This is a genomic window from Achromobacter sp. (assembly GCF_032113835.1).
Taxonomy (GTDB): Bacteria; Pseudomonadota; Gammaproteobacteria; order Burkholderiales; family Burkholderiaceae_B; genus Achromobacter.
In genome coordinates, this window is the sequence record NZ_DAMCTG010000025.1 from 30,915 (window position 1) to 52,639 (window position 21,725).

21 protein-coding genes are annotated in these 21,725 nt (G+C 67.6%); 12 read left to right on the plus strand and 9 right to left on the minus strand.

Features of this window, described 5'->3' with window-relative positions:
* Positions 1-5: 5 nt before the first annotated feature.
* The 3 genes from RT697_RS11545 (at position 6) to RT697_RS11555 (ending at position 4,098) form a co-directional block, all read left to right on the plus strand.
* Entirely contained in the window at positions 6-713 is a 708-nt protein-coding gene (locus RT697_RS11545) for a fimbria/pilus periplasmic chaperone (protein WP_313698979.1), read from the plus strand.
* Between the two features lie 98 nt (positions 714-811).
* On the plus strand, positions 812-3,118 hold the full coding sequence (locus RT697_RS11550) for a fimbria/pilus outer membrane usher protein (protein ID WP_313698981.1): 2,307 nt from the start codon (positions 812-814) through the stop codon (positions 3,116-3,118).
* The gene (locus RT697_RS11555) at positions 3,115-4,098 is read left to right on the plus strand and encodes a spore coat U domain-containing protein (protein ID WP_313698982.1); all 984 of its coding nucleotides are present in this window, start codon (positions 3,115-3,117) and stop codon (positions 4,096-4,098) included. The genes RT697_RS11550 and RT697_RS11555 overlap by 4 nt, the downstream gene beginning before the upstream one ends.
* 100 nt (positions 4,099-4,198) lie before the next feature.
* Here RT697_RS11555 and RT697_RS11560 read toward each other — a convergent pair whose 3' ends face one another.
* Both RT697_RS11560 and RT697_RS11565 read right to left on the minus strand, forming a co-directional pair.
* On the minus strand, positions 4,199-6,295 hold the full coding sequence (locus RT697_RS11560; protein ID WP_313698983.1) for a site-specific recombinase: 2,097 nt from the start codon (positions 6,293-6,295) through the stop codon (positions 4,199-4,201).
* 16 nt (positions 6,296-6,311) lie between these two features.
* Positions 6,312-8,003 carry an MFS transporter gene (locus RT697_RS11565; RefSeq protein WP_313698985.1) on the minus strand — a complete coding sequence of 564 codons (1,692 nt, stop codon included), beginning with the start codon at positions 8,001-8,003 and terminating at the stop codon, positions 6,312-6,314.
* Positions 8,004-8,269: 266 nt separating this feature from the next.
* On the opposite strand from RT697_RS11565, the gene RT697_RS11570 reads away from it, so the two are divergent.
* Positions 8,270-8,701 (plus strand): DUF2809 domain-containing protein, encoded by a 432-nt coding sequence (locus RT697_RS11570; protein ID WP_313698987.1) that lies wholly within the window; start codon positions 8,270-8,272, stop codon positions 8,699-8,701.
* A gap of 98 nt (positions 8,702-8,799) precedes the next feature.
* Here RT697_RS11570 and RT697_RS11575 read toward each other — a convergent pair whose 3' ends face one another.
* Complete coding sequence (locus tag RT697_RS11575) at positions 8,800-9,015, minus strand: hypothetical protein (RefSeq protein ID WP_313698988.1); 216 nt, start codon at positions 9,013-9,015, stop codon at positions 8,800-8,802.
* Positions 9,016-9,242: 227 nt separating this feature from the next.
* On the opposite strand from RT697_RS11575, the gene RT697_RS11580 reads away from it, so the two are divergent.
* The 4 genes from RT697_RS11580 to RT697_RS11595 all read left to right on the plus strand — a co-directional run bounded on the left by RT697_RS11580 (position 9,243) and on the right by RT697_RS11595 (position 11,044).
* Positions 9,243-9,974, plus strand: a complete 732-nt coding sequence (locus RT697_RS11580) for a TenA family transcriptional regulator (protein WP_056319353.1) — start codon at positions 9,243-9,245, stop codon at positions 9,972-9,974.
* Between the two features lie 86 nt (positions 9,975-10,060).
* Complete coding sequence (locus RT697_RS11585; RefSeq protein WP_056566926.1) at positions 10,061-10,360, plus strand: 2Fe-2S iron-sulfur cluster-binding protein; 300 nt, start codon at positions 10,061-10,063, stop codon at positions 10,358-10,360.
* A complete protein-coding gene (locus RT697_RS11590; RefSeq protein ID WP_313698989.1) occupies positions 10,357-10,692 on the plus strand; it encodes a ferredoxin in 336 nt (111 codons plus the stop codon). The genes RT697_RS11585 and RT697_RS11590 overlap by 4 nt, the downstream gene beginning before the upstream one ends.
* 4 nt (positions 10,693-10,696) lie before the next feature.
* The gene (locus RT697_RS11595; protein ID WP_313698991.1) at positions 10,697-11,044 is read left to right on the plus strand and encodes a 2Fe-2S iron-sulfur cluster-binding protein; all 348 of its coding nucleotides are present in this window, start codon (positions 10,697-10,699) and stop codon (positions 11,042-11,044) included.
* Positions 11,045-11,102: 58 nt separating this feature from the next.
* Here RT697_RS11595 and RT697_RS11600 read toward each other — a convergent pair whose 3' ends face one another.
* A complete protein-coding gene (locus RT697_RS11600; protein WP_312438843.1) occupies positions 11,103-11,825 on the minus strand; it encodes a GntR family transcriptional regulator in 723 nt (240 codons plus the stop codon).
* Between the two features lie 79 nt (positions 11,826-11,904).
* On the minus strand, positions 11,905-12,648 hold the full coding sequence (locus tag RT697_RS11605) for a sulfite exporter TauE/SafE family protein (protein WP_313698994.1): 744 nt from the start codon (positions 12,646-12,648) through the stop codon (positions 11,905-11,907).
* A gap of 230 nt (positions 12,649-12,878) precedes the next feature.
* Here RT697_RS11605 and RT697_RS11610 point away from each other — a divergent pair, with 230 nt between their 5' ends.
* The 4 genes from RT697_RS11610 (at position 12,879) to RT697_RS11625 (ending at position 17,570) form a co-directional block, all read left to right on the plus strand.
* Positions 12,879-14,411: a hypothetical protein gene (locus tag RT697_RS11610; protein WP_313698996.1), complete on the plus strand. Its 1,533-nt coding sequence runs from the start codon at positions 12,879-12,881 to the stop codon at positions 14,409-14,411.
* A 170-nt stretch (positions 14,412-14,581) separates the two neighbouring features.
* Positions 14,582-16,042: an aldehyde dehydrogenase family protein gene (locus RT697_RS11615; protein ID WP_313698998.1), complete on the plus strand. Its 1,461-nt coding sequence runs from the start codon at positions 14,582-14,584 to the stop codon at positions 16,040-16,042.
* A 29-nt stretch (positions 16,043-16,071) separates the two neighbouring features.
* Positions 16,072-16,551 (plus strand): GlcG/HbpS family heme-binding protein, encoded by a 480-nt coding sequence (locus RT697_RS11620; RefSeq protein ID WP_056319338.1) that lies wholly within the window; start codon positions 16,072-16,074, stop codon positions 16,549-16,551.
* Between the two features lie 11 nt (positions 16,552-16,562).
* On the plus strand, positions 16,563-17,570 hold the full coding sequence (locus RT697_RS11625; protein ID WP_313699000.1) for a 2Fe-2S iron-sulfur cluster-binding protein: 1,008 nt from the start codon (positions 16,563-16,565) through the stop codon (positions 17,568-17,570).
* An 11-nt stretch (positions 17,571-17,581) separates the two neighbouring features.
* On the opposite strand, the gene RT697_RS11630 is transcribed toward RT697_RS11625, so the two are convergent.
* The 4 genes from RT697_RS11630 to RT697_RS11645 all read right to left on the minus strand — a co-directional run bounded on the left by RT697_RS11630 (position 17,582) and on the right by RT697_RS11645 (position 21,722).
* Entirely contained in the window at positions 17,582-18,019 is a 438-nt protein-coding gene (locus tag RT697_RS11630) for a universal stress protein (protein ID WP_313699001.1), read from the minus strand.
* Between the two features lie 129 nt (positions 18,020-18,148).
* Positions 18,149-19,855 carry an ABC transporter ATP-binding protein gene (locus tag RT697_RS11635; RefSeq protein ID WP_313699003.1) on the minus strand — a complete coding sequence of 569 codons (1,707 nt, stop codon included), beginning with the start codon at positions 19,853-19,855 and terminating at the stop codon, positions 18,149-18,151.
* A 14-nt stretch (positions 19,856-19,869) separates the two neighbouring features.
* The gene (locus RT697_RS11640) at positions 19,870-20,748 is read right to left on the minus strand and encodes an ABC transporter permease (RefSeq protein ID WP_313699005.1); all 879 of its coding nucleotides are present in this window, start codon (positions 20,746-20,748) and stop codon (positions 19,870-19,872) included.
* Positions 20,745-21,722 carry an ABC transporter permease gene (locus tag RT697_RS11645; protein ID WP_313699007.1) on the minus strand — a complete coding sequence of 326 codons (978 nt, stop codon included), beginning with the start codon at positions 21,720-21,722 and terminating at the stop codon, positions 20,745-20,747. Before RT697_RS11645 ends, RT697_RS11640 begins: the two co-directional genes overlap by 4 nt.
* Positions 21,723-21,725: the final 3 nt, after the last annotated feature.

A 21,725-nucleotide genomic window follows, 5' to 3' on the forward strand; every position in this document is an offset into this window, starting at 1 on the left:
GTCCGATGCGGATGTTTTTTCGGGCGCTGCTTGCCGCCTGCCTGGCAGGCTGGGGCGGCGCCGCGGTGGCGGCTGCCCTGCAGATCTCTCCAGTGCTGGTCGAGCTTGCGCCCACGCAGGGCGCAAGCGGCATCATGCTGCGCAATCCTGGGTCCACGCCGATCTACGGGCAGGTGCGCATCTACGGCTGGGAGCAGGCGGACGGCGACGACGTGCTGTCGCCGACCGAGGACATCCAGGCCAGTCCTCCCATCATCCAGGTGCCGCCCGGCGGCGAGCAGCTGGTGCGGCTGGTGCGCGTGTCCAAGGACGCGCCGTCGCTGCAGAAAGGGTTCCGCCTCATCATCGACGAGATTCCCGACCCGTCCTCGCCCGGCGTGAATGGCGTGGTGCTGCGCCTGCGCTATTCGGTGCCGGTGTTCGTGGCCGGCACGACGCCGTCGCCCGAGCCCGAGCTGGCCTGGCGCGCGGAACGTTCAGGCGGCGACTGGGTGGTGCGCGTGTCGAACAGCGGCACCCGCTATGCGCAGGTGGCCGCGCTGGAGATCCTGAATTCGGCAGGCAAGCCCGTGGCGCAGGTGGAGGGACTGCTGGGTTATGCGCTGGCCAATCGCGCGCGCCAATGGAGCATCCCGGCCAAGCAGGGGGCCACCGGGCCGGTAAAGATCAGGGCCTTGGTCAACGGCGACACGCTCACTGTCAGCCCGCGATGAAAGCATGACCGCGGTCCGGCGAACCCCACGGCCCGCCGGCAACCACAGAAGGGCAGTCTATGGCAGTGCGCGCTACCCGTCTCCGCGGGCAACGCGCCTTGGGAATCGCACTCTTCCTGCTGGGTGCGCCGGCCCAGGCGGCGGATGTGCCCGGTCAACTGGTCTCGTTCGGCAGCATTGCCGAGCGCGACGTGTACCTGGAGGTCAGCATCAACGGCGTCAACACATCCCAGCTATTGCGCTTTCACGACACGCACGGCCGCCTGTCCGTCAGCGGCGCCGCGCTGCGCTCGCTGGGCGTGGACCTGTCCGTGATCGGCATGTCCGCCACGCGCGAAGTCAGCCTGGACGCCGTGGCCGGCCTGCGCTACGTGTACAACCCGGCGGCGCAGACGGTGGATCTGGTGCTGCCAGACACGCTGCGCATGCCGTACGAGGTGAACACGCGCGGGCTGCCGGCCACGCCGCTGGCGACGGCCGGGCGCGGCGTGGTGGTGAACTACGACGCCTATGCGCAGACCGACTCCCAGTACGGGCTGTCGCTGTATTCCGAACAGCGTTACTTCGATCCGAATGGCGTGTTCAGCAATTCGGGCACGGCCTACGTGGGTGGCCGCGGCGATGAATACGTGCGCTACGACACGTTCTGGACGCGCTCGGACCAGGAGACGCTGCGCACGCTGCGCCTGGGCGACACGATCACCTCGTCGCTGAACTGGTCGCGCTCGGTGCGTGTGGCCGGCGTGCAATGGGGCCGCAACTTCGCGCTGCGGCCCGATCTGGTCACCTTCCCCGTGTCGTCGCTGAGCGCGTCGTCGGTCGTGCCGTCGTCGGTGTCCCTGTTCGTCAATGGCGTGCAGCAGTATTCGGGCAACGTGCCGCCGGGGCCGTTCGTGGTGAACCAGATTCCGGGCATCACCGGCGCGGGCCAGGCCACGCTCATCACGCGCGACGCGCTGGGCCGCACCGTCAGCACGTCGGTGCCGCTGTACATCGACCCGCGGATGCTGGCGGCGGGGCTGTCCAGCTGGTCGGTCGAGGCGGGCTTCGTGCGCCGCCAGTTCAGCGTGCGTTCGTTCGACTACGACAGCAAGCCGGTGCTGACGGCATCGGGCCGCTATGGCTACACCGACAACCTGACGCTGGAAGCGCACACCGAGGCCGGCCCGGGGCTGTACAACGCGGGCGCCGGCGCGATGGTGAAGATGGGGCAGCTTGGCGTGCTGAGCGGATCGCTCTCCGGCAGCGCGGGCGACTTCAGCGGCGGCCAGGTCAGCCTGGGCTACCAGTACGTCCGGCCGGAATTCAGCGTGGATACGCAGGCCACGCGCCTGATCGGCAACTACGGCGACCTGGGCTCGCGCGAGGACGCGCCGGTGCCGCGCCAGACCGAGCGCGTGACGGTGTCGATGCCGCTGGGCCGCTCGCAAAGCGTGGCGCTCAGCTATATCGGTTACCGCATGCCGAACGTGCCGATGGCAAAGCTGGGGTCGGCCTCGTACACGGCCAACCTGCACAGCCGCGTGGTCCTGACGCTGAGCGCGTACAAGGACTTTTCGCAATCGAATTCGGAAGGCGTGTTCCTGGGGCTGGCGGTGATGCTGGGCGAGCGCGCGCAGGCCGGCGTGTCGGTCGGCCGCCAAGGCGGCGAGGACACCTACAGCGTCAACGCGCAGAGCAGCGTGCCGTATGAGGGCGGCTGGGGGTGGGCGGTGCAGAACGGCCGCAGCGGCGGCATGCAGCTCAACCAGGGGCAGCTCCAGTATCTGGGCCAGTACGGGCTGGTGAGCGGGCTGGTTCAGGATTACGGCGGCCGGACGCAGGCGTCCGTGCAGGCCTCGGGGTCGCTCGTGATGATGGACGGCACCGTGATCCCGTCGCGCCGCATCAACGACAGCTTTGCGCTGGTCTCCACCGAGGGCACGCCCGACGTCGCGGTGCTGCACGAGAACCGCCGGCTGGGCCGCACCAATGGCAGCGGCCATCTGCTGGTGCCGGACCTGAACGCCTACCAGACCAACCGCATTTCCATCGACCCGGAAGACCTGCCCGTGGACGTGCGGCTGGACTCGACGCGGGCGGTCGTCGTGCCGCAGTCCGGCGCCGGCGTGCTGACCACGTTCACGGTGGAAAAGTACGACGCGGCCTCGGTGGTCCTGACCTTGCCGGACGGAGCCTTCGTGCCGGTCGGGGCGGAGGTTGCCCACATCGAAAGCGGCAAGCGCACGGTGGTGGGCTACGACGGCCTGACGTTCGTGGAGGACGTGGCGGCCACCAACCGGTTGCGGGTGCGCGGCGGCGGCGTGGCGTGCGAGGCTGAGTTCGATTACGTGCGCTCGGATGCCGATCCGCTGCCGACGATCGGACCGATCGTGTGCAAGCCGTTGGATCGGGGGCAACCATGAAGATCGCCCTGCTGCTTGCCGCCATGGGCGTCTGTGCGGGCTATGCCGGCGCGGCGCAGGCAAACACCTGCGCGCTGTCGGCCGGCACGACAGCGACGCTGGACTTCGGTACGGTCAATCCGCTGCTGCCGGGCGACACGGTGGCGGACGGAACGGTCGCCGTGACCTGCAATTTCTCGCTGCTGGCCATCGGCGCGCGGCTGTGTTTCAGCCTTGGCGTCGGCAATACCAGTCCGTCCATCGCGGCGCGCGCCCTGGGCGCCGGCACGAACCGGATGAACTACAACCTGTACACGGACGCGGCGCGGACCCAGATATGGGGGGCGGCGACAGCCGGGCAACCCACTTCGCAGACGATGACCGGCCCGCTGCTGGGGGGCGGCAACGTGTCGACCACCTTCCGGTTCTACGGCAAGCTTCCGGGCGGACAGACCACGGTGCCGACGGTCGGTAACGCCAATACCGTCTACAGCGAGACCTATGCGACGACCGGCCGCCTGGACGTGCTGTTCGGCCTGCTGTCGGGCCTGTCCAACTGCCCGCTTGCGGCGCCGACGCAGCGCATCACGATTCCGCTGGTGGTGCGCACGACCGTGCAGAAGAACTGCACCATCAACGCGACGGACATGGCGTTTCCCCCGCGCGGCGTGCTGAACGCCGCGGTCACGGCCAACAGCCAGATCACCGTCCGGTGCACCAATGCCAACGCCTTCTCCGTGGCCTTGAACGGCGGTTCGGTCGCGGGCAACGTGCTGGCGCGCAAGATGAAGCACACGACCGCCGCCGACACCGTCAACTATCAGCTCTACCAGGACGCGGCCTACGGCACCGTCTGGGGCGATGCCTCGGGCGGCGCGCCGAGGGCGGGCGTGGGCACGGGCGCCAACCAGACGTTTACGGTGTATGGCCGCGTGCCTGCGCAGACGACGCCCCGGCCCGGCACGTACCGCGACGTCGTCACCGCCACGATCACGTTCTGAGCGTGGCGCGCAGCGGCCGCGGCTGGTCAGGCGTCCGGGCGCGACGCGTCGGTCAGACGTTCACACGCGCCGCGTCAGTCAGGCGTCCACGCGGGCCGCATCAAGATTGCACGGGCGCCGCGCGCGGCTTGACCGGCCAGAAGAGCGCCGCCGGCCGCCGCAGGATGCGGCGGCGCACGCCGGCGGTCAGCGACATGCGGTCGTCCCGGCGCATGTCGCGCGACGCCAGCGCCACATTGAAGGCCAGCGCGAAACTGACGATGACGTTCAGCGCGCCTGTCGCCGCCGTGCCCGCCACGGCCATCCAGAACACCTGCGTATGCACGAGCTCCCAGCCCAGCGTGGCAAACGCGGCCCCGATCTGGCCGGCGCTGAGCGAGACGTGGCGCACTTCAAGCGTCGATCCCAGCGCGCTGACGAGCGCCGGCAGCAGGCCCAGCATCAGTCCCAACGACACGTTGGCGGCGATCTGCGACACGTTGCGCCGCCAGAAGCCCGCCCACCTGACCGCGCCGCGCGCGCCGAGCAGCTGCCGCGTGCGCCGGCCGTACGCCATCACGTCGTGCACGCGATGCAGCGCGAACCAGTTGTCGGCCCAGCCGGCGATCAGGCTGGACAGCCAGATCAGCGCGCCGGTGACAGCGGCATAGAAAGGCGTCGGTCCCCAGAAGGACAGCGATTGCAACGTGTCGTGCGCCTTGTCGGCATCGATGAGGGGCTGCTCCAGAAACCGCATGGCCAGCCACTGAATCGCCCAGGCCAGCGGAAACACCACCGCCAGGTTGCCGGCGATGGCCGCTGCGTTCGAACGCAGCATCGCCAGCGTGTCGTCGACGAACGCCTCGCGTCCGTCGGGCGTGTAGGCCGCGTCCAGCCGGCGGGCAAGCGCCGGTCCGGTCATGGCCGGCTGCTTGGTGGCCAGCGTGAAATGCGCGAACTGGATCACGAGAAAGCTGCCGGCATAGTTCAGCGCATTCAGCAGGCCTTCCACCCACTTGTCCAGGTGGGCCGACGTGATGATGAACTTTACATAGACGGTGAACGCCACGACGAAGCCGCCGCCCATGGACGCCTTCAGCATGTCCATGTATTCCAGCGTGTCGCGAGCGATGTAGTGCTCGCCGGTTTCGGCGCTGCGGTCCATCACGCGGCGCGCCAACTGGAAGAGCGACGACGCCGCCAGATGCCGGATGCTGCTGCGCGCCAGCGTGCAGCGGATCAGCTCGGCCATCAGGTGCGCGTACCGGTGGCGTTGCGTGGGGTCGATCCACACGCCCAGCAGCAGCTCGATGCGCGTCAGGCGCAGCTTCATGCACTCGATCTGGTAGACCACGTCGACCGCGACGCCGTTGCGTTTGAGTTCTTCGTAGACGGCGTCGCCCGCCGCGCGGCAGTCGTCCAGCATGGCGCGCAACACGTTCAGGCGCTGGCCCACCACGTCGTGCGGCGTGTCCGGGGTGCTGTTGAAAAGCTCGGCCGCCGCGTCCTCCAGCGTGAAGAACGGCGACTCGTCCACGCTGCCCGGCAGACGCGAGCGGATGTCCTGGCTGAGGCCGACCGCGCGCACCTGGCTGATGAGGACCTGCATGCTGCTGGTCAGGGCGTGTTCCAAGCGCCGGGCAAGAGCCTGCGGGCTCGGGGCGGCCTGCGCTTCTGCTTCCGGCATTTGGCTGTTTTCTTCCAGACGCAGCAGCGCGCGCACGCGCGCCAGGGTCTCGTCGTCCAGCGACTCGATCCATTGCGCGTCGCCGGCGCGGCGAAACAGCAGCGTGAAGAGGCCCGACATATCGCCCTGATTGACGGTTGGCGGCAGCATCCAGGCCACGACGCGGCGCCACAACTCGCCCCAGAATCCGGGGCGTGACGCGACGCCGGTGTCGCACAGCAGGGCGGTGGGGTCGTTGTCCACCAGCACCGAGCGCAGCGTGGCCGCCGTGCGGGCCGCAATGGCGGGATTGCGTTCCAGCACCTGCAGCAGGTAGCGCAGGCGGGCGTGGCGAGGATCGCTTGCGGCGTCCTGCGCCGGTTCGCCGTCCGCCGGTTCGCCGTCCGGCCGGTTCAGCCATCGGCCAAGGTCGACCAGCCACAGATTGCGTTCGGCCAGCGGGGCTTGCGGATCGGCATTGGACAGGATGACGTCGAGCTGCGGCCCGCCACGCCGCCAAGCCCGCCAGTTGCGCCACAAAGAGGTAAGCATGGTCGGGCCTCGCGCGTCATCGGGAATCGGGGGCGCGGCGCAGCGAGAAACCCTGCGCCTCGTTCATCGCCTGGTAGCTGACGTTGCGCGACACCACCGGCGGCTTGTCGCCCGCGTGCAGTGCGCGCACCTCGTCCAGCACCATCTTGTCGGCCAGTGTCATGCGGTCGATCATCCGCAGGTACTGCATCCAGCTTTCCACCAGGAAGACCTCGCGCCAGACGCCCTCGCGCTCCAGGTCGCGAAACAGCTGCCACTGCTGCGCGCCATTGCGCAGCCGCAGGAGGCGCAACGGCCGGGCGGCGTGGATCAGCGCGGACAGCTTGTCCGGGTTGACCAGGTATTCGACGGCGACCAGCACCGCGCCGCGCTGCGTGTTGAAGCCGGCGGCGGCCATCGCCGGTTCGGTGTCGTCGGCGCGGGTCAGCGACCGCGCGTCCACCTGTTCCGGCAGGCGCGAGCGGTACAGCAGCGCCACGGTCACGCCAAGCATGATGCCGGCAGCCGACAGCGCGCCGGCCACGCCCATCGTGCCCGCGAAGTGGCCCCACATGAACGAGCCGGCCGCCAGGCCGCCGAAGATCGCGGTCTGATACAGCGCCAGCGCGCGCGCCTTCACCCAGTCCGGCACCAGAAGCTGCACGGTCGTGTTGTAGGTGGCCAGCACGCCGATCCAGCAGCCGCCCGACAGCAGCAGCGCCGGAAACGCGACCCACAGCGTGTCGGTCAGGCCCAGCGCCAGCAGGCAGGCGGCCAGCAGGGCAGCGGCCACGCTGATCAAACCGCCCGATCCCCACGCCGCGCGCGCCCGGCGCACCAGCACGCTGCCCAGAATGGCGCCCACGCCCAGCGCCCCAAGCATGTAGCCGTACAGCAGCGCGCTGCCGCTTTCGTGCTCGTGCGCCAAGAGCGGCAACAGCGCCCACAGCGCGCTGGCCGACAGGCCGAAGGCAAACGAGCGCAGCATCACCACGCGCGTCACCGTCGAATGCTGCGTGTAGCGCAGCGCAGCGACCACGCCTTCGAAGAGTCCTTCGGGCGGGAGCCGGCGCACGGGCAGGTCGCGCTTCCAGCGCCAGATCGCCCAGATCAGCCCGGCGTAGCAGAAACAGTTCAGCAGAAAGACCCAGGACGTGCCCAACGCGCCCAGCAGCAGGCCGCCGATGGCCGGCCCCACCGCCCGCGCCACATTGAAGTTGACGCTGTTCAGCAGCACGGCGCTGCCGACGTGCTCGCGCGGCACCTGTTCGCCCACGGCGGCCTGCCACGCGGGCGTGACGATCGCGCTGCCGATGGCGATGCAGAAGACCGATGCAATCAGCGTGATCGGGTGCAGCAACCCCGCGAAGGCGAGGATGGTGATGAAGACGCCGCCCGCCAGCTCCAGCAGCATGCCCGCGAGCATGACGCGGCGCCGGTCGTGGTTGTCGGCCAGCACCCCGGTCAGGATCGACAGGGCGACCAGCGGAAACGCCGCCGCCACCTGGATCATCGCGACCATCAGCGGGCTGCTTTGCTCCGTGGTGATGACCCACGCGGCGGCCACCGATTGCGCCCAGGTGCCCAGGTTGGCAAACAGGTTGGCAATCCAGATGACGCGAAAGGCGGGAAAGGCGAGAGGGGAAAGCGTGCTGACCTGGAGGACAGGCGCGGGCGCGGCCGGAGGGGCCGCCGGCAGATCGGTCGAAGCCGAAACGGGCTGCAGCATGGGAACGTGGCCGGACGCGAGGATCGCGCCCGTTCTGGGCTGGGTCGGGGTCGCTCAATGGTACGCCCAAGGCAGGCGGGCGAGGAGGGCGGTATTCGGTTTTCCGGTAACCTGCGCGCTGGCCTTGTTACGGGCCGGGGCGCGGGCGTAGCGGTGCTTCCCGCGCAAATACTTGCGCGGATTCAGGCAGCTCCGGATGACGTTGCCGAGCCGCTGCGCACGCCGCTCACGCCCTCCCTGTTTCACTATTTACGTTTGCTGATTCAATGACTTTGACTTTCAACGGGCGCGCGTTCGCCGCCCTGCTTGCCGTGACCGCCATCCTGGCGCTGATCGCCACCGTGGGTGCGCCCTATCCCTTCCTGCGCGGATTCGTGGGTGACGTCGTGGCGGTGGGGTGGGCCTATCTGCTGTATCGCAGCTTTGTCCGTGCGGGCGTGCTGCCGCTGGCACTGGCGGCGCTGTTCACGGGGTATGCCGTCGAATTGGGTCAGTATCTGGCGCGGCATTTCGGCTGGCGCATCGAGCAGCAGGTGTTGCGCGTGGTGTTCGGCAGCGTGCCGGATTGGTGGGACGTGCTGGCCTACACCGTGGGCTTTGCGATTGTGCTGGCGCTTGCCGGCGGCAACGCCCGCCGCCAGCGGAACGCGGCGCTGCAGAACGCCCGGATGCAGGTGAGTCTGCGCGCAAGGCGCTGACGGCGCAGCGCGCGCCCGGGAAAGCGTCCCGGGCATTGAAGCCCGGACGTCTTCACACGGGTTTTTCACGCCGGGGCGTTCAGCCCCAGGCTTTCCCTTCAGCCAGCTTGGCAGACCGCGTCGTCGCGTTGCGTGCGCGCGGCGGGTGCGGCTGCGCGCAGCGGTTGCAGACGGGCATTGCGGAACGGAGCCAGCAATTCGGCCCAGGACGATGGGAACAACGGTGTCGCGTGGCGCACGGCATCGCGGCGGGCGTAGTGGGTGAGCAGTTGTTGACCGATCGGGGCGTCGCCCAGCGGGTGGCGGGTGTTCATGGTATTTCCGTATTGCGTTGAAATTGTATTCATTGTACGCCCATGCACCTTGCCGCGCCAAATCGTCCTGTGAGCGCCAAGTGCTTGATCTGCTTGAAACTGTCCCTCTTTTAGCTGGCGTAGTTCGGGATTGCCCTAGCGGTCCAAAACAGTAGACGGTATACAATGTTCATCATGCCCGGGCTGACACAGGCCTGGAATTTCTCCCACTGGACCTGGAGCGAGTCATGGCAGAACTGATGAACCGAGATGAATTCCGCACGGCACTGGAAAACGCGATCAAGGGCAAGAGCGCCAACGCGTCGCCCTTTTCGATCGCCTGGGCCGAAGGCAAGCTGAGCCGCGAGCATCTGTCGCGCTGGGCCGAGAACCACTATCACTATGTCGGCCCCTTTGCCGACTACCTGGGCTATCTATACGCCCGCACGCCGGACACCTACACCGAGGCCAAGGATTTCCTGCTGGCCAACATGTACGAAGAGGAAATCGGCGGCGACCGTCACACCGATCTGCTGATCCGCTTTGCCGAAGCCTGCGGCACCACCCGCGAACGGGTCACCAACCCGGACAACATGTCGCCCACGACTCGAGCCCTCCAAAGCTGGTGTTATGCCGTGGCCATGCGCGAGGATCCGATCGTGGCGGTGGCCGGTCTGGTGGTGGGGCTGGAATCGCAGGTGCCCTCCATCTACCGCAAGCAGACGCCGACCCTGCGCGAGAAATACGGCTTCACCGACGAGGAAGTGGAATTCTTCGATCTGCACATCGTGTCCGACGAGATCCACGGCGAGCGCGGTTACCAGATCGTGCTGGAGCACGCCAACACGGTGGACCTGCAGCAGCGCTGCCTGAAGATCTGCGAAATCGGCGCGCAGATGCGGCTGCTGTACACCACGGCGCTCTACACCGACTACGTGCAGGACGAGATCAAGCTGCCCGAACTTGGCCTTGCCGCCTGATTGCGCATATCCACCCAGCCCGGCCCGCCCAGCCCGTCCGGCGCGCCCGGGCGGTGGCCGCACCGCAGAACCTGGACGAAGACCTCATGCCTACCGTTGTGTTTCATAAAGGCGGCCAGACCTACACCGACGTGGTGAAGGACAACACCAACCTGGTGGTGCGTGCCGGCATCAAGCAGTTTCCGTTTCCGCATCTGCGCTACGAATGCGGCATGGGCAAGTGCGCAAAGTGTGCGTGCCGAATCATCGCCGGGGCGGAGCATCTGCCGCCGGTGAACTGGAAGGAAAAGAAGCAGCTGGGCGACCGCGTCGACCAGGGCTACCGGCTGGCGTGCCAGCTTTGGCTCAGCAGCGACATCGAGCTGTCGCAGGACGTGGAGGCATGATGGCGACCGAATCCACCTACGTGATCCTGACCTCCAAGCCCGGCGTGTTCCGCACCGAGGCGGGCGACGGCGCCGACATCATCGAGACCTATGACTACGTGTTCTACGGGCGCGCGCTGGCGGTGTTCAGCATTGCCCGCCTGGACCGCGAGATCAAGCTGGTGGTCACCGAAGAGACGCCGCCCTACGTGGTCAACCATGTGCCGTCCAAGTTTCTGGAGAAGTTCTCGTCGGTGGACGCGGCCCGCAAGGAGCTGGCGCACCTGACGCGTTTTGGCAGCATGGCGTCGACGCTGACGCTGCGGTCCGGCGCGCGCGCCGCGGAGCACTGATTACATGGTCCAGATCACGTTCATATCCAACGGCGGCATGGTCGCCACCGCGCCGGAAAACAGCAACCTGCTGCGCGTGTCGCTCAAGGAAAAGGGCGGCATCCCGTTCAAGTGCGGAGGCGGCCTGTGCGGCACTTGCAAGTGCCGGATCGAAGAGGGGCTGGAAAACACCGATGCCATCAAGCCGAAGGAGCGCAAGCACCTGCGGCCGGAAGACTTCGAGGCCGGCTATCGCATGGCCTGCCAGACGTTCGTGAATGGCGACGTGAAGGTGTCGTGGGTGGTGCAGAACGGCAAGGGGATCGTGGTCGGCGCGGCGCCGGGAGCGGTGGAGACGGCCACGACAGGATGAACGGAAGGCGGGGGCGCGGCGCGGCGGCGGTGATAGCCGCGCGTCAGTGGTCAGGCGCTCAGGCCACCGATGCCTGCTGCGGCGGCTGTTGCGCCTCGGTGTAGGCCTTGGCCGCGTTGTGCACGTGCTGGCTGGCCAGCAGTGCCGCCAGATCGCCGTTGCCCGCGATGACGGCATTCAGGATCTGCGAATGCTCGTCCCAGTTCTGCTTGGCGCGGCGCATGTTGCTGGGCGCAAACAGCAGCGCGGTGCGGTCGCGCAGCGAGCGCATCAGGTCGGTCAGCACCACGTTGCCGCCGATCGTGGCCAGCATTTCGTGGAATTGCGAATTGAGCGCCAGGAACTTGTCCAGCTTCTCGTCGCGCGCCGCTTCCGTGCCTTCGCGCAGAAACGCCTGCAGGCGCTCCACCGTCTTTTCGTCGCGGCGCTGCGCGGCCAGCTTGGCGTTCAAGCCTTCCAGCGTGGCGCGCACTTCCACCATGTCGTAGGCCACGGCATCCGACAGCACTGATACGGACGCGCCGCGGCGCGGCTCGATCGTGACCAGGCCTTCGGCCGCCAGCGCGCGCAACGCCTCGCGCACCGGGATACGGGATACACCCATTTCTTCGGACAGGCGGCCTTCCACCAGGCGGTCGCCGGGCGTGAACTCGCCGCTCAGGATGCGTTCGCGCAGCTTGTCGCGGATGACGGCAAACAGCTGCGGGTGCTGCTCGCCGATCTTCAGCGAGGTGGAATGCTGCGTCTCGACGGCTTGCGGGCTGACGGGGGAGGTTGTCATGGCGAGCAGGTTTGGCGTAATGGATATAGTCGGCATTGTATTACCGGGTGTAGCCGGCCGTCGCCGGCGGTTTGCCGCATCAGTGCACCCAGAATGACTTCACCAGCACCCCCACCGCGCCCATGGCGCAGGCTACGAGCAGCACGCCACGCACGGCGCGGGGAGGCAACAGGGTCCGCAGCCGGCTGGAGACCGCAAAACCGGCCAGCAGAAACGGCGCCAGGCTGAGCGCCAGCCCGGCGTGGTAACCCGTATAGCGATTGGCCAGCGCCAGCATGGCGAGCGAAAAAATGGATCCCAGAAACAGCACCATGCCGAGCGTGGCGCGCAGCCGGGGCGGCGCGGCGTGCTGCAGCACGATGGCGATGGGCGGCGCGCCCACCGACGTCATCGTGCCCATGATCCCCGAGGCCACCCCCGCGCCGGACACGCGGCCCGGTGTCGCGGAGAATTTCAGTCCCGCCACACTGAGCGCGACGGCGGCCAGGATCATGCAGGCAAAGAGCACGCCCAGCGCCTGCGGCGCAAAGCGCGCCATGGCGTAGATCGCGATCAGGGTGCCGACGGCGCGCCCGGCCAGGGCATAGGAGACCGCCGGCCAATCAATGGCGGCGCGCTCGCGCAGGGCGGTCAAGAGCGAAATGAAGCCGCCCAGGGTCAGGAGCGGACCGGGCGCCAGTTGCGGGAAGAACATCGCCGCGACCGGCGCGGCGAACATCGCAAACCCCACGCCGCCCACGCCTTGCGCGACGGCCGCGCCGAAGACAACAGCCGCCATGGCCGCGTAGTGCCAAAGATCGGGGAATTCCAAGGGAGACGACATGCCTAAGGATTTTGTAATTTCTGTATACGATAGTCTATCGATGAATCCGGACGCTGACCGCAAATTCCTAAAATCCCCGGGTAATCCCTTGTTTTTCAGTTAAAAATCAGGCTGAAACCAGCACTATCGGTTTCCCTAGGCGGTGCATATTTCGATTGGTATGCCTTACAACGAAATATAGTATACCGAGTGTGGCGACCCAACAGCCACGCATACAAGGGGAATAGCGCATGCAATCCGACGTCGTGCTCACTGCCGCTCATTGGATTTACCTGATCAGCGTGGCCGCCATCATCCTGACGATGATCCTGCGCGCCAATGTCGTGGTGCCATCGGTCATCGGCACATTCCTGGTCGTGCTGGCGATCACCGGCAATCCGATCAGCGGGCTCATCGGCATCTTTTCCGCCAGCTTCGTCGCCGCCAAAGAGCTCTTCAACATCTTTCTCGTCATCACGTTCATGACGGCGCTGCTCAATTCCCTGAAGACGCTGCAGGCGGACGTGCGCATGGTCCAGCCGTTTCGCCGCGTCATGCGGGGCGGGCATTCGTCGTTCGTCATCATCGCCCTCTGTACCTATGTGATCTCGCTGTTCTTCTGGCCCACGCCCGCCGTGCCACTGGTGTCCGCCATCCTGCTGCCGGCGGCCATCGCGGCCGGGCTGCCGCCGCTGGCCGGCGCCATGGCCATCGCCATCGCGGGGCAGGGGATGGCCCTGTCGTCGGACTACGTGATCGGCGTGGCGCCGAGCATCAGCGCCAAGGCGGCGGGGGCGGCGGTCAGCGCCGCCGTGGTGGCCGACCGCGCGTTGGTGCTGTCGCTAATCACCGGCGCGGTTGCGCTGACGGCTGCCTACCTGCTGGTGCGCCGTCATATCGTGCCGGCAGATCCGGCGCTGCTGTCGGCCTGGCAGGCCCGTGCGCAGGACGGCAGCCTGGCGCGCATCGAGCAGGCCGGCTCCTTCGACAAGGCGGAACTTGCCCGCGGCACGATGGGCGCCGATCCCGCTCTGCCCGCCGGCCCCGCGCTGAGCGAGGAAGAGCGTCGCCGCGTCCGCTGGTCAAAGGTCTTTGCCGTGGTGACGCCGCTGGCATTCCTGGCCGTGATCGCCGTGATGGTGTTGCCCCGGCTGTTTCCGTCGCTGCCCGCCCTGCGCGGCGGCGATGCGGCGGCGCTGGTCGGCGGCGTCGCCTTCGTGGTGATGATGCTGGTGACGCTGGCCGCCGAAGGTCCCCGCAAGATGCTGGACGTTTGCCCGGAGCACGTGACCGACGGCTTCGTGTTCGCCTTCAAGGCAATGGGTTCCGTGCTGCCCATCGCCGGCTTCTTCTTCGTGGGCGCCAATGAGACCGCCGCGCAGATCCTGGGCGTGCCGGCGGCGCAGGCGCCCGGCCTGCTGTTCGAGGTGATCTCGGCCGCCCAGCACCTGATCCCGGAAAACCACTTCCTCGTCGCCTTCGGTGTGCTGCTTGTCGGCATGATCACCGGCATCGACGGATCCGGCTTTGCCGGTCTCCCGCTGACCGGCACGCTGTCCGGTGCGCTGGGCCCGGTGGTCGGGGTGGACCCCGCGACGCTGGCGGCGGTTGGCCAGATGGGCGCCGTCTGGACGGGCGGCGGCACGCTGATCGCCTGGTCTTCCCTGATCGCGGTGGCGGGGTTTGCGCGGGTGAACGTGCTGTCGCTGGTGCGCGCGCTGCTCTTGCCCGTGCTGCTGGCGCTCTTCGTCTCGACGATCTGCGCCGTGCTGATCTGGAGCTGAGCGCCACGGCTGAATGAAAAAAGGCTCCCGCGCGGGAGCCTTTTTGCTGGCGCCGCGGTGGGGTTTCCACCGATCGTCGCTCAGTGATTAAAGTATACAATGTTCTGAAACTGGCCCAAATGCCTCGCGCCTGGCCAGGCCGGCCCAGACTCAATCAAGGAAGCGCTTCCGTGGACGATCTCTCGCAGCAGACCTTTTTGAACTACATCGGCGGCAATTGGACGCCCGGCGTCTCGGGCAAAACCGCACCGAACCGAAATCCGGCCGACACCGAAGACGTGGTCGGACACTTCCAGGTGTCCGGCGCCGAGGACGCGCAGAGGGCTGTGCAGGCCGCCGCAGCGGCCTTTGCCGCGTGGCGCGACACGCCGATCTCCAAGCGCGCGGCCATCCTGTTCCGGGCGGCCCAGCACCTGGAAGACAATGCCGAATTGATCGCCCGCGAACTGACCCGCGAAGAAGGCAAGGGCCTGAATCTGGCCAAGGACGAAGTCCTGCGCTCGGCGCAGACGATCCGCTTCTATGCGGTCGAGGGCCAGTCCTTCACCGGCGAGACCTACCCCAACGACGATCCGGACATGATCGTCTACAGCCAGCGCGAGCCGCTGGGCGTGGTGACGGTGATCTCCCCCTGGAATTTCCCCATCTCGATTCCGGCGCGCAAGATCGCGCCGGCGCTCATCACGGGCAACACGGTGGTGTTCAAGCCCTCGTCCGACGCGCCGATGTCGGGCTATCGCCTGACCGAGGCCTTCGTGCAGGCCGGCCTGCCCGCCGGCGTACTGAATTTTCTGACGGGTCCTGCGGGCGCGGTAGGCGAGGCCATCACGGGGGCGAGCCAGGTGCGCGCCATCTCGTTCACCGGCTCCACGGCCGCCGGCGAGCAGATCCACCGCACAGCGGGCCTGACCACGCGCACGCAGATGGAGCTGGGCGGCAAGAACCCCTTGATCGTGCTGGCCGATGCCGACCTGGACCGCGCGGTGGATCTGGCGGTCAAGGGCGGTTTCTCGCTGAGCGGCCAGGCGTGCACCGGCACCAGCCGCGTGCTGGTCGACCGCAAGGTGAGCCAGGCCTATACGGAAAAGCTGCTCGCCAGGATCAAGACGCTGACCATCGGCAACGGCCTGGAAGGCAACTTCGACCTGGGCCCGCTGGCCACCGCACGCCAGCTCGACAACGTGCTGGGCTACATCGAACTGGGCAAGCAGGAGGCCAAGCACCTGCACGGCGGCGATCGACTGACGGGCCCGGGTTTTGACCGCGGCTATTACGTGACGCCTGCGCTTTTTGCCGGGGTGACCCAGCAGATGCGCATTGCCCGAGAAGAGATCTTCGGTCCGGTGATCGCACTGATCGAGGTCGACGGCTATGAAGACGCCATCGCGCAGGCCAACGATACGGAATACGGCCTGTCGGCCGCCATTGCCACCACCGACGCGCGTTACGCGCATCGCTTTGCCCGCGACATCCAGGCCGGCACCGTAAAGATCAACCGCACCACCACCGGCAACCTGATCAACGCGCCGTTCGGCGGCTTAAAGCATTCCAGCACCTCCACGTTCCGCGAATCGGGCCGCGTGGGCCTGGAGTTCTACACACAGATCAAGACCGTCTACCGCGCCGGCTGACGGCTCATCCATCCAAAGAGGCTTTGCACATGAAACAGATCTATCGGCTCGAACTTGAAGAGGCGCGCGTCATGGTGCGCGCCGCCATCGCCAAGTCGCAGGAAATCGGCGTGCTGGAGTCGATCTGCATCGTGGACGACGGCGGTTATCCGATTGCGCTGGAGCGCATGGACGGCGCCCGCATCACGGGCCCGCAGATCGCCTGGAACAAGGCGTTCACCGCCGCCGGCCACAAGCGCTCGACCCACCTGTTCAACACCCCGCCCAACGGTCCCGCACTGCCCGGCAACGAAGCCTTCGGCATCCAGTGGAGCTTCGACGGCAAGTTCGCAGTGTTCGTCGGCGGCTTTCCCATCGTCGTGAACGGCGAGGTGATCGGCGGCGTGGGCCTGAGCGGCGGCAACGGCGAACAGGACACGAAGGCGGGCCTGGCGGCGCTGGCCGCGCTGGGCGAACTGCTGGAGCCGCGCGGCATGAAGGTGCTGGTCGAAGCGGACATCAAGAAATAGGCGAGGGCGCCATGGCATACCGCGTGCACATCCTGGAAACCGCTGAAGCCTTTGTCGTCGACGAAGGCGAATCCGTGCTGGAAGCCGCGGAGCGCTCGGCGGTGAAGCTGCCGCACGAGTGCACGTTCGGCGGCTGCGGCACCTGCCGCATCAAGCTGGAATCGGGCACTGTCCGGTACGACGAGTTTCCCATGGCGCTGACGCCGGAAGAGGCGGAGCAGGGATACGCGCTGGCGTGCCAGGCCCGTCCGACGGCCGACCTGTGCATCAGTGTGGCGAGCAGCCGGCAGGTCTTTCCCGAGCCGCGCCGCATCCCCACCACGATCCTCCGCATCGACGGCTATTGCGACGACGTCATCCACCTGACGCTGGCGCTACCCGGCGACGGCCTGGATTACGTCCCGGGACAGTATATGAACGTGGTGCTCCCAGACGGCGAGACGCGCAGCTTCTCCATGGCATCGGCGCCGGCGGGCAACCTGATCGACTTCCACGTGCGCCGCATTCCCGGCGGCCGCTATACCGACCAGTGGCTGGGACAGGCCAGCGCGGGCGCGCCGGTGGAGATCGAGGCGCCGCTTGGCGTCTTCAGCTATCACGAGGAAGATTGGCGCCCGCTCATCATGATGGCCACAGGCACCGGCATCGCGCCGATCAAGGCGATTCTTGAATCGTTGCTGGACAACGAGGACTGCCCGCCCGTGACCTTGTATTGGGGCATGCGCACCGAGGCGGACCTGTATCTGCGCGACGAGATCGAAAGCTGGGCCGGGCGGTTGTACGAGTTCAATTTCGTGCCCGTGCTGTCGCGCGCGGGGGCGGACTGGCAGGGACGGCGCGGTTACGTGCAGCAGGCGGTGTTGGAAGACCACGGCGACCTGTCGGAACATGCCTTCTATCTATGCGGCGCGCCGGAGATGATTCGCCAGGCCAAAAGCCTGTTGGCCGAGCGCGGCGCGAGCCTGGACCACATGTACGCGGACAGCTTCACGTTCCAGCACGCGCTCGCCCCGGCATAACGGCACCCGGTCTAGCGATACACCAGCACCGGCAGCCGCGTGCGCGCCAGCACGCGCTGCGTCTCGCTGCCCAGCAAGAAGCCCGTCATGCCGTGCCGGCCGTGCGAACCCATCACGATCAGGTCACACCCGGACTTCTGCGCCGTGTCCACAATGGCCTCGTGGGGATGGTCGTTCACGGTGACGATGGCTTCGCAAGGCACCAACGCGTGCCGCGCCTCGGTCTCAAGCCCGTCCAGATACGCCTGCGCGTTCTTGCGAGCCTGGTCGGTGTGATGGCCCTCGGTGGCGCCCAGCATCTCGGCCTGGTAGACCAGCAGGTGGTCTTCCGGAATGGCGCGCAGCAGGGTGATGGTGGCGCCCATTTCCTTGGCGAAAACGAGCGCGCGCTTGAATGCCGACTCGGACAGCAGGGATCCGTCCACGGCGATGAGCAAGTGCCTGTACATGTTGCCTCTCCTTTAGGTAAAGGAATGTCCAGCAACGGCGAATCCAGTATAGGCCTGCGGGCAGGCGCAAGCCAGCCCCCATATGGGGGAGTACGCGGGGGGAGTACGCGGGTGAAGCCCGCGGCGGCGTCAGGCGATCCGCCGCTGCGCCTCGTCCCGGGGCTCCAATCCCCGGGGCAGGGCGGCGATGAGGCTGCGCGTGTACGGGTGGCGGGCGTCGCGCCAGAGCGTGGCGTTTGGTCCCTCCTCGACGATCCGCCCCGCATTCATCACCAGCACCCGGTCCGCCAAGTAATGCACGACGGACAGGTCGTGCGAAATGAACAGGTAGGACAGGCGGAACTCATCCTTCAGGTCGACCAGCAGGTTGAGGATCTGCGCCTGCACGGAAACGTCCAGCGCCGACACGGGCTCGTCGCAGATGACCAGCGCCGGCCGCAGCACCAGCGCCCGGGCAATGCCGATGCGCTGACGCTGGCCACCCGAGAACTCGCTGGGATAGCGCGCCAGCGCCTCGCGGGGCAGGCCGACGGCGTCCAGGATGTGGTGAATGCGGCGGCGGCGCTCGTCGCGATCTTTCACGCGGTGGATGCGCAGCGCGGCCTCCAGGATGTCCGCGACGGTGTGCCGGGGATTGAGGGACGCGTACGGATCCTGAAAGATCATCTGCACGCGCTGGCGGTAGGCGGCCAGCCGGCCGGCGTCCAGTTCGGTGGTGTCTTCGCCGCCCAGCAGGATGCGGCCCGAGGCCGGCGGCAGCAGCCGCACCAGCGCGCGTGACAGCGTGGACTTGCCGCAGCCCGATTCGCCCACCAGACCCACGGTCTCGCCCGGCGCGATCTCGAACGACACGCCATCGACCGCAGTGGTGATGCCTCGGGAAGTCCGGTACTGCACGCGCAGGTCCTGCACCTGCAGCAGCGGCCCGCTGGCGCCGGCAGCGGGATCGTTGGCCGCCGCCACGGCGCGCGGCGGCGTCACCAGACCGAATATCGGTTTGCCGGACGCCGGGTCCAGTCGCGTACGGATTTCCGGCAGGCGCAGCCTGCTGTAATGCGTGGCGTCGTCCAGCCGCAGCGATGCGCCAAGCAGGCCGCGCGTGTACGGATGGCGAGGCTGGCTCAGCAGCGTGGACGCCGCACCTTCCTCGACCTTTTCGCCCTGCACCATCACCGCCACGCGGTCGGCCCACTCGCCGACGACGGCGAGGTCGTGCGTGATCAGCAACAGCCCCATGCCCAGCTCGCCGCGCAGGTCGTCCAGCAGTTTCAGGATCTGCGCCTGGACCGTCACGTCCAGTGCGGTGGTGGGTTCATCTGCCACCAGCAGCGCGGGCTGGCAGGCGATGGCGGCGGCGATCATCGCGCGCTGGCGTTGGCCGCCGGACAGATGATGCGGATAGTCGTCCACGCGGCGTTGCGGCTCGGGCACGCGCACCAGGTCGAGCAGTTCGATGGCGCGTGCGCGGGCCGCGCGGGCGGACGCGCCGCGGTGCAGCCGCAGCGCTTCGCCGATCTGGTCGCCCAGTGTCAGCACGGGATTCAGGCTGGTCATCGGCTCCTGGAAGATCATCGCAATGCGGTCGCCGCGCAGCGCGCAGCGGCGGCGTTCCGGCAGCGCCAGCAGGTCCTGGCCCTCGAACAGCACGCGACCCTGCACCTTGGCATGGCGCGGCAGCAGTCCCAGCAGCGCGAGCGCGGTGGTGGACTTGCCGCAGCCGGACTCGCCTACCAGCGCCAGCGTTTCGCCGGCGCGCAGTTGCAGGTCCAGGTTCCGCACGGCCTGATGGCCGGGGAAGGCGACGTTCAATCCTTGGATGTCGATCAGCGTGGTCATGGCAGGAGATGAGGTTACGGCCGGCCGGCGGCGGCGGGCTGCGCCGTCACGCGGCGGCGGCGCAGCTTGGGGTTGAGCGCATCGTTGACGGCGTCACTGAGCAGGTTCAGCGCCAGCACCGTCGCCATGATGGTCAGGCCGGGCAGCGCGGTCATGTACCACGCGGTGCGCAGCGCCTCGCGGCCCGCGCCGACCATGCTGCCCCAGCTCACCACGTTGGGATCGCCCAGTCCCAGAAACGACAGTCCCGCTTCGGACAGGATGGCGTGGGCCACCAGCACGGCCGTGGTCACGATGATGGGCGGCAGGGCGTTGGGCAGGATCTCGCGGAAGATGATGCGGGCGTGGCCGGCGCCCAACGTCTGCGCGGCGCGCACGAATTCGCGCTCGCGCAGCGAAATGAATTCGCCGCGCGTCAGCCGCGCAATGCCGGTCCACGACGTGATGCCCAGCGCAAAGATGATCGTCGACAGCGACGGCCCCAGAATCGCCACCAGCACGATCGCCAAGAGGAACGAGGGCACCGTCTGGAACAGTTCGGTGATGCGCATCAGCACGGCGTCGGTGCGCGGACCGGCATAGCCGGCAAAGGCGCCCACCAGCAATCCGATGCCCAGCGCAATTGCCGCCGACGCGCCGCCCACCAGCAGCGACACGCGCGCCCCGTGGAACAGCCCTGCCAGGATGTCGCGGCCCATCAGGTCGGTACCCGCCGGAAACGCGGCGTCCTCGCCGGGCCACGTGAAGGGGGCGCCGACCATCTCCAGCGGATCGTCGGGAAACAGCCACGACGCGCTGGCCGCCGCGCCGATCACGATGGCCAGAATGACCGCGCCGACGGCGGCCGAGGGCGTGCGCAGCAGGCGCAGCGCGGCAAGGGCGGGTGCTTTCATGTCTTTCTCACTCGGGGGTCGAGCAGGCCGTAGCAGGCGTCGACGGCAATGTTCATCAGGGCGACCAGCGCCGCGCTCATCAGCAGGATGCCCAGCAGCAGATTCACGTCGCGGCTGGCGATGGCCTCAAACGACAACTGCCCCAGTCCCGGCCACGCGAATACCGTCTCGACCACGATGCTGCCGCCCAGCAGCGCGCTGCTTTGCAGACCCAGCATGGTGATGACCGGCAGGATGGCGTTCTTCAGGGCATGGCGCCAGATCACGCGCGCCTCGCCGTTGCCGCGGGCGCGGGCCGTGCGGATGTAGTCTTCCTGCAGGGTCTCGATCATCGACGCGCGCGACAGCCGGGCGTAGATGGCCACGTAGTAGATCGCCACGGTGGTGACCGGCAGCGCCAGATGGCGCGCATAGTCCACCCACAGCGCCAAGCCCTGATGCGCCGCGCCCACGTCGCGGATGCCGCCGACCGGCAGCCAGTTCAGATGCACGCCAAAGCCCACGATCAGCATCAGCGCCGTCCAGAACATGGGCGCGGAATAGCCTGCCGTGGCCAGCCCCGACAGCAGCGTGTCCAGGATGCCCTGCGGACGCCGGGCGGCCAGCACGCCCAGCAGCACGCCGACGGCCACGGACAGCGCCAGTCCCGTGCCAATCAGCGCCAGCGTCGCGGGCAGCCGGTTGAAGATCAGGTCCGACACCGGCTCGCCATAGCGGAACGAATAGCCCAGATCCAGCGACAGCAGACTCTTGAGGTAATAGCCGAGCTGCGCGAACACGCTCTGGTCCAGGCCATAGGCCTGGCGCAACTGCGCGACGTGCTCGGGCGTGATGCCGCTGTTTTCTGAGGCGATCACGTCCACCAGATCGCCGGGCACGAGTTTCAGCAGAAAGAAGTTGGCAATCGCGGTGACGCCCACCACGAACAGGATCTGCAGCAGGTAGCGCAGCGGACGGGGCAGGCGCAGGGACATGGC

What these genes read in the sequence shown, in the direction of transcription:
- RT697_RS11610 (WP_313698996.1), top strand. Translation starts at nt 12,879, where the DNA reads ATGCAATCCGACGTCGTGCTCACTGCCGCTCATTGGATTTACCTGATC.
- RT697_RS11605 (WP_313698994.1), bottom strand. Translation starts at nt 12,648, where the DNA reads ATGTCGTCTCCCTTGGAATTCCCCGATCTTTGGCACTACGCGGCCATG.
- RT697_RS11645 (WP_313699007.1), bottom strand. Translation starts at nt 21,722, where the DNA reads ATGTCCCTGCGCCTGCCCCGTCCGCTGCGCTACCTGCTGCAGATCCTG.
- RT697_RS11545 (WP_313698979.1), top strand. Translation starts at nt 6, where the DNA reads ATGCGGATGTTTTTTCGGGCGCTGCTTGCCGCCTGCCTGGCAGGCTGG.
- RT697_RS11640 (WP_313699005.1), bottom strand. Translation starts at nt 20,748, where the DNA reads ATGAAAGCACCCGCCCTTGCCGCGCTGCGCCTGCTGCGCACGCCCTCG.
- RT697_RS11575 (WP_313698988.1), bottom strand. Translation starts at nt 9,015, where the DNA reads ATGAACACCCGCCACCCGCTGGGCGACGCCCCGATCGGTCAACAACTG.
- RT697_RS11600 (WP_312438843.1), bottom strand. Translation starts at nt 11,825, where the DNA reads ATGACAACCTCCCCCGTCAGCCCGCAAGCCGTCGAGACGCAGCATTCC.
- RT697_RS11630 (WP_313699001.1), bottom strand. Translation starts at nt 18,019, where the DNA reads ATGTACAGGCACTTGCTCATCGCCGTGGACGGATCCCTGCTGTCCGAG.
- RT697_RS11560 (WP_313698983.1), bottom strand. Translation starts at nt 6,295, where the DNA reads ATGCTTACCTCTTTGTGGCGCAACTGGCGGGCTTGGCGGCGTGGCGGG.
- RT697_RS11580 (WP_056319353.1), top strand. Translation starts at nt 9,243, where the DNA reads ATGGCAGAACTGATGAACCGAGATGAATTCCGCACGGCACTGGAAAAC.
- RT697_RS11585 (WP_056566926.1), top strand. Translation starts at nt 10,061, where the DNA reads ATGCCTACCGTTGTGTTTCATAAAGGCGGCCAGACCTACACCGACGTG.
- RT697_RS11570 (WP_313698987.1), top strand. Translation starts at nt 8,270, where the DNA reads ATGACTTTGACTTTCAACGGGCGCGCGTTCGCCGCCCTGCTTGCCGTG.
- RT697_RS11625 (WP_313699000.1), top strand. Translation starts at nt 16,563, where the DNA reads ATGGCATACCGCGTGCACATCCTGGAAACCGCTGAAGCCTTTGTCGTC.
- RT697_RS11555 (WP_313698982.1), top strand. Translation starts at nt 3,115, where the DNA reads ATGAAGATCGCCCTGCTGCTTGCCGCCATGGGCGTCTGTGCGGGCTAT.
- RT697_RS11595 (WP_313698991.1), top strand. Translation starts at nt 10,697, where the DNA reads ATGGTCCAGATCACGTTCATATCCAACGGCGGCATGGTCGCCACCGCG.
- RT697_RS11635 (WP_313699003.1), bottom strand. Translation starts at nt 19,855, where the DNA reads ATGACCACGCTGATCGACATCCAAGGATTGAACGTCGCCTTCCCCGGC.
- RT697_RS11590 (WP_313698989.1), top strand. Translation starts at nt 10,357, where the DNA reads ATGATGGCGACCGAATCCACCTACGTGATCCTGACCTCCAAGCCCGGC.
- RT697_RS11565 (WP_313698985.1), bottom strand. Translation starts at nt 8,003, where the DNA reads ATGCTGCAGCCCGTTTCGGCTTCGACCGATCTGCCGGCGGCCCCTCCG.
- RT697_RS11620 (WP_056319338.1), top strand. Translation starts at nt 16,072, where the DNA reads ATGAAACAGATCTATCGGCTCGAACTTGAAGAGGCGCGCGTCATGGTG.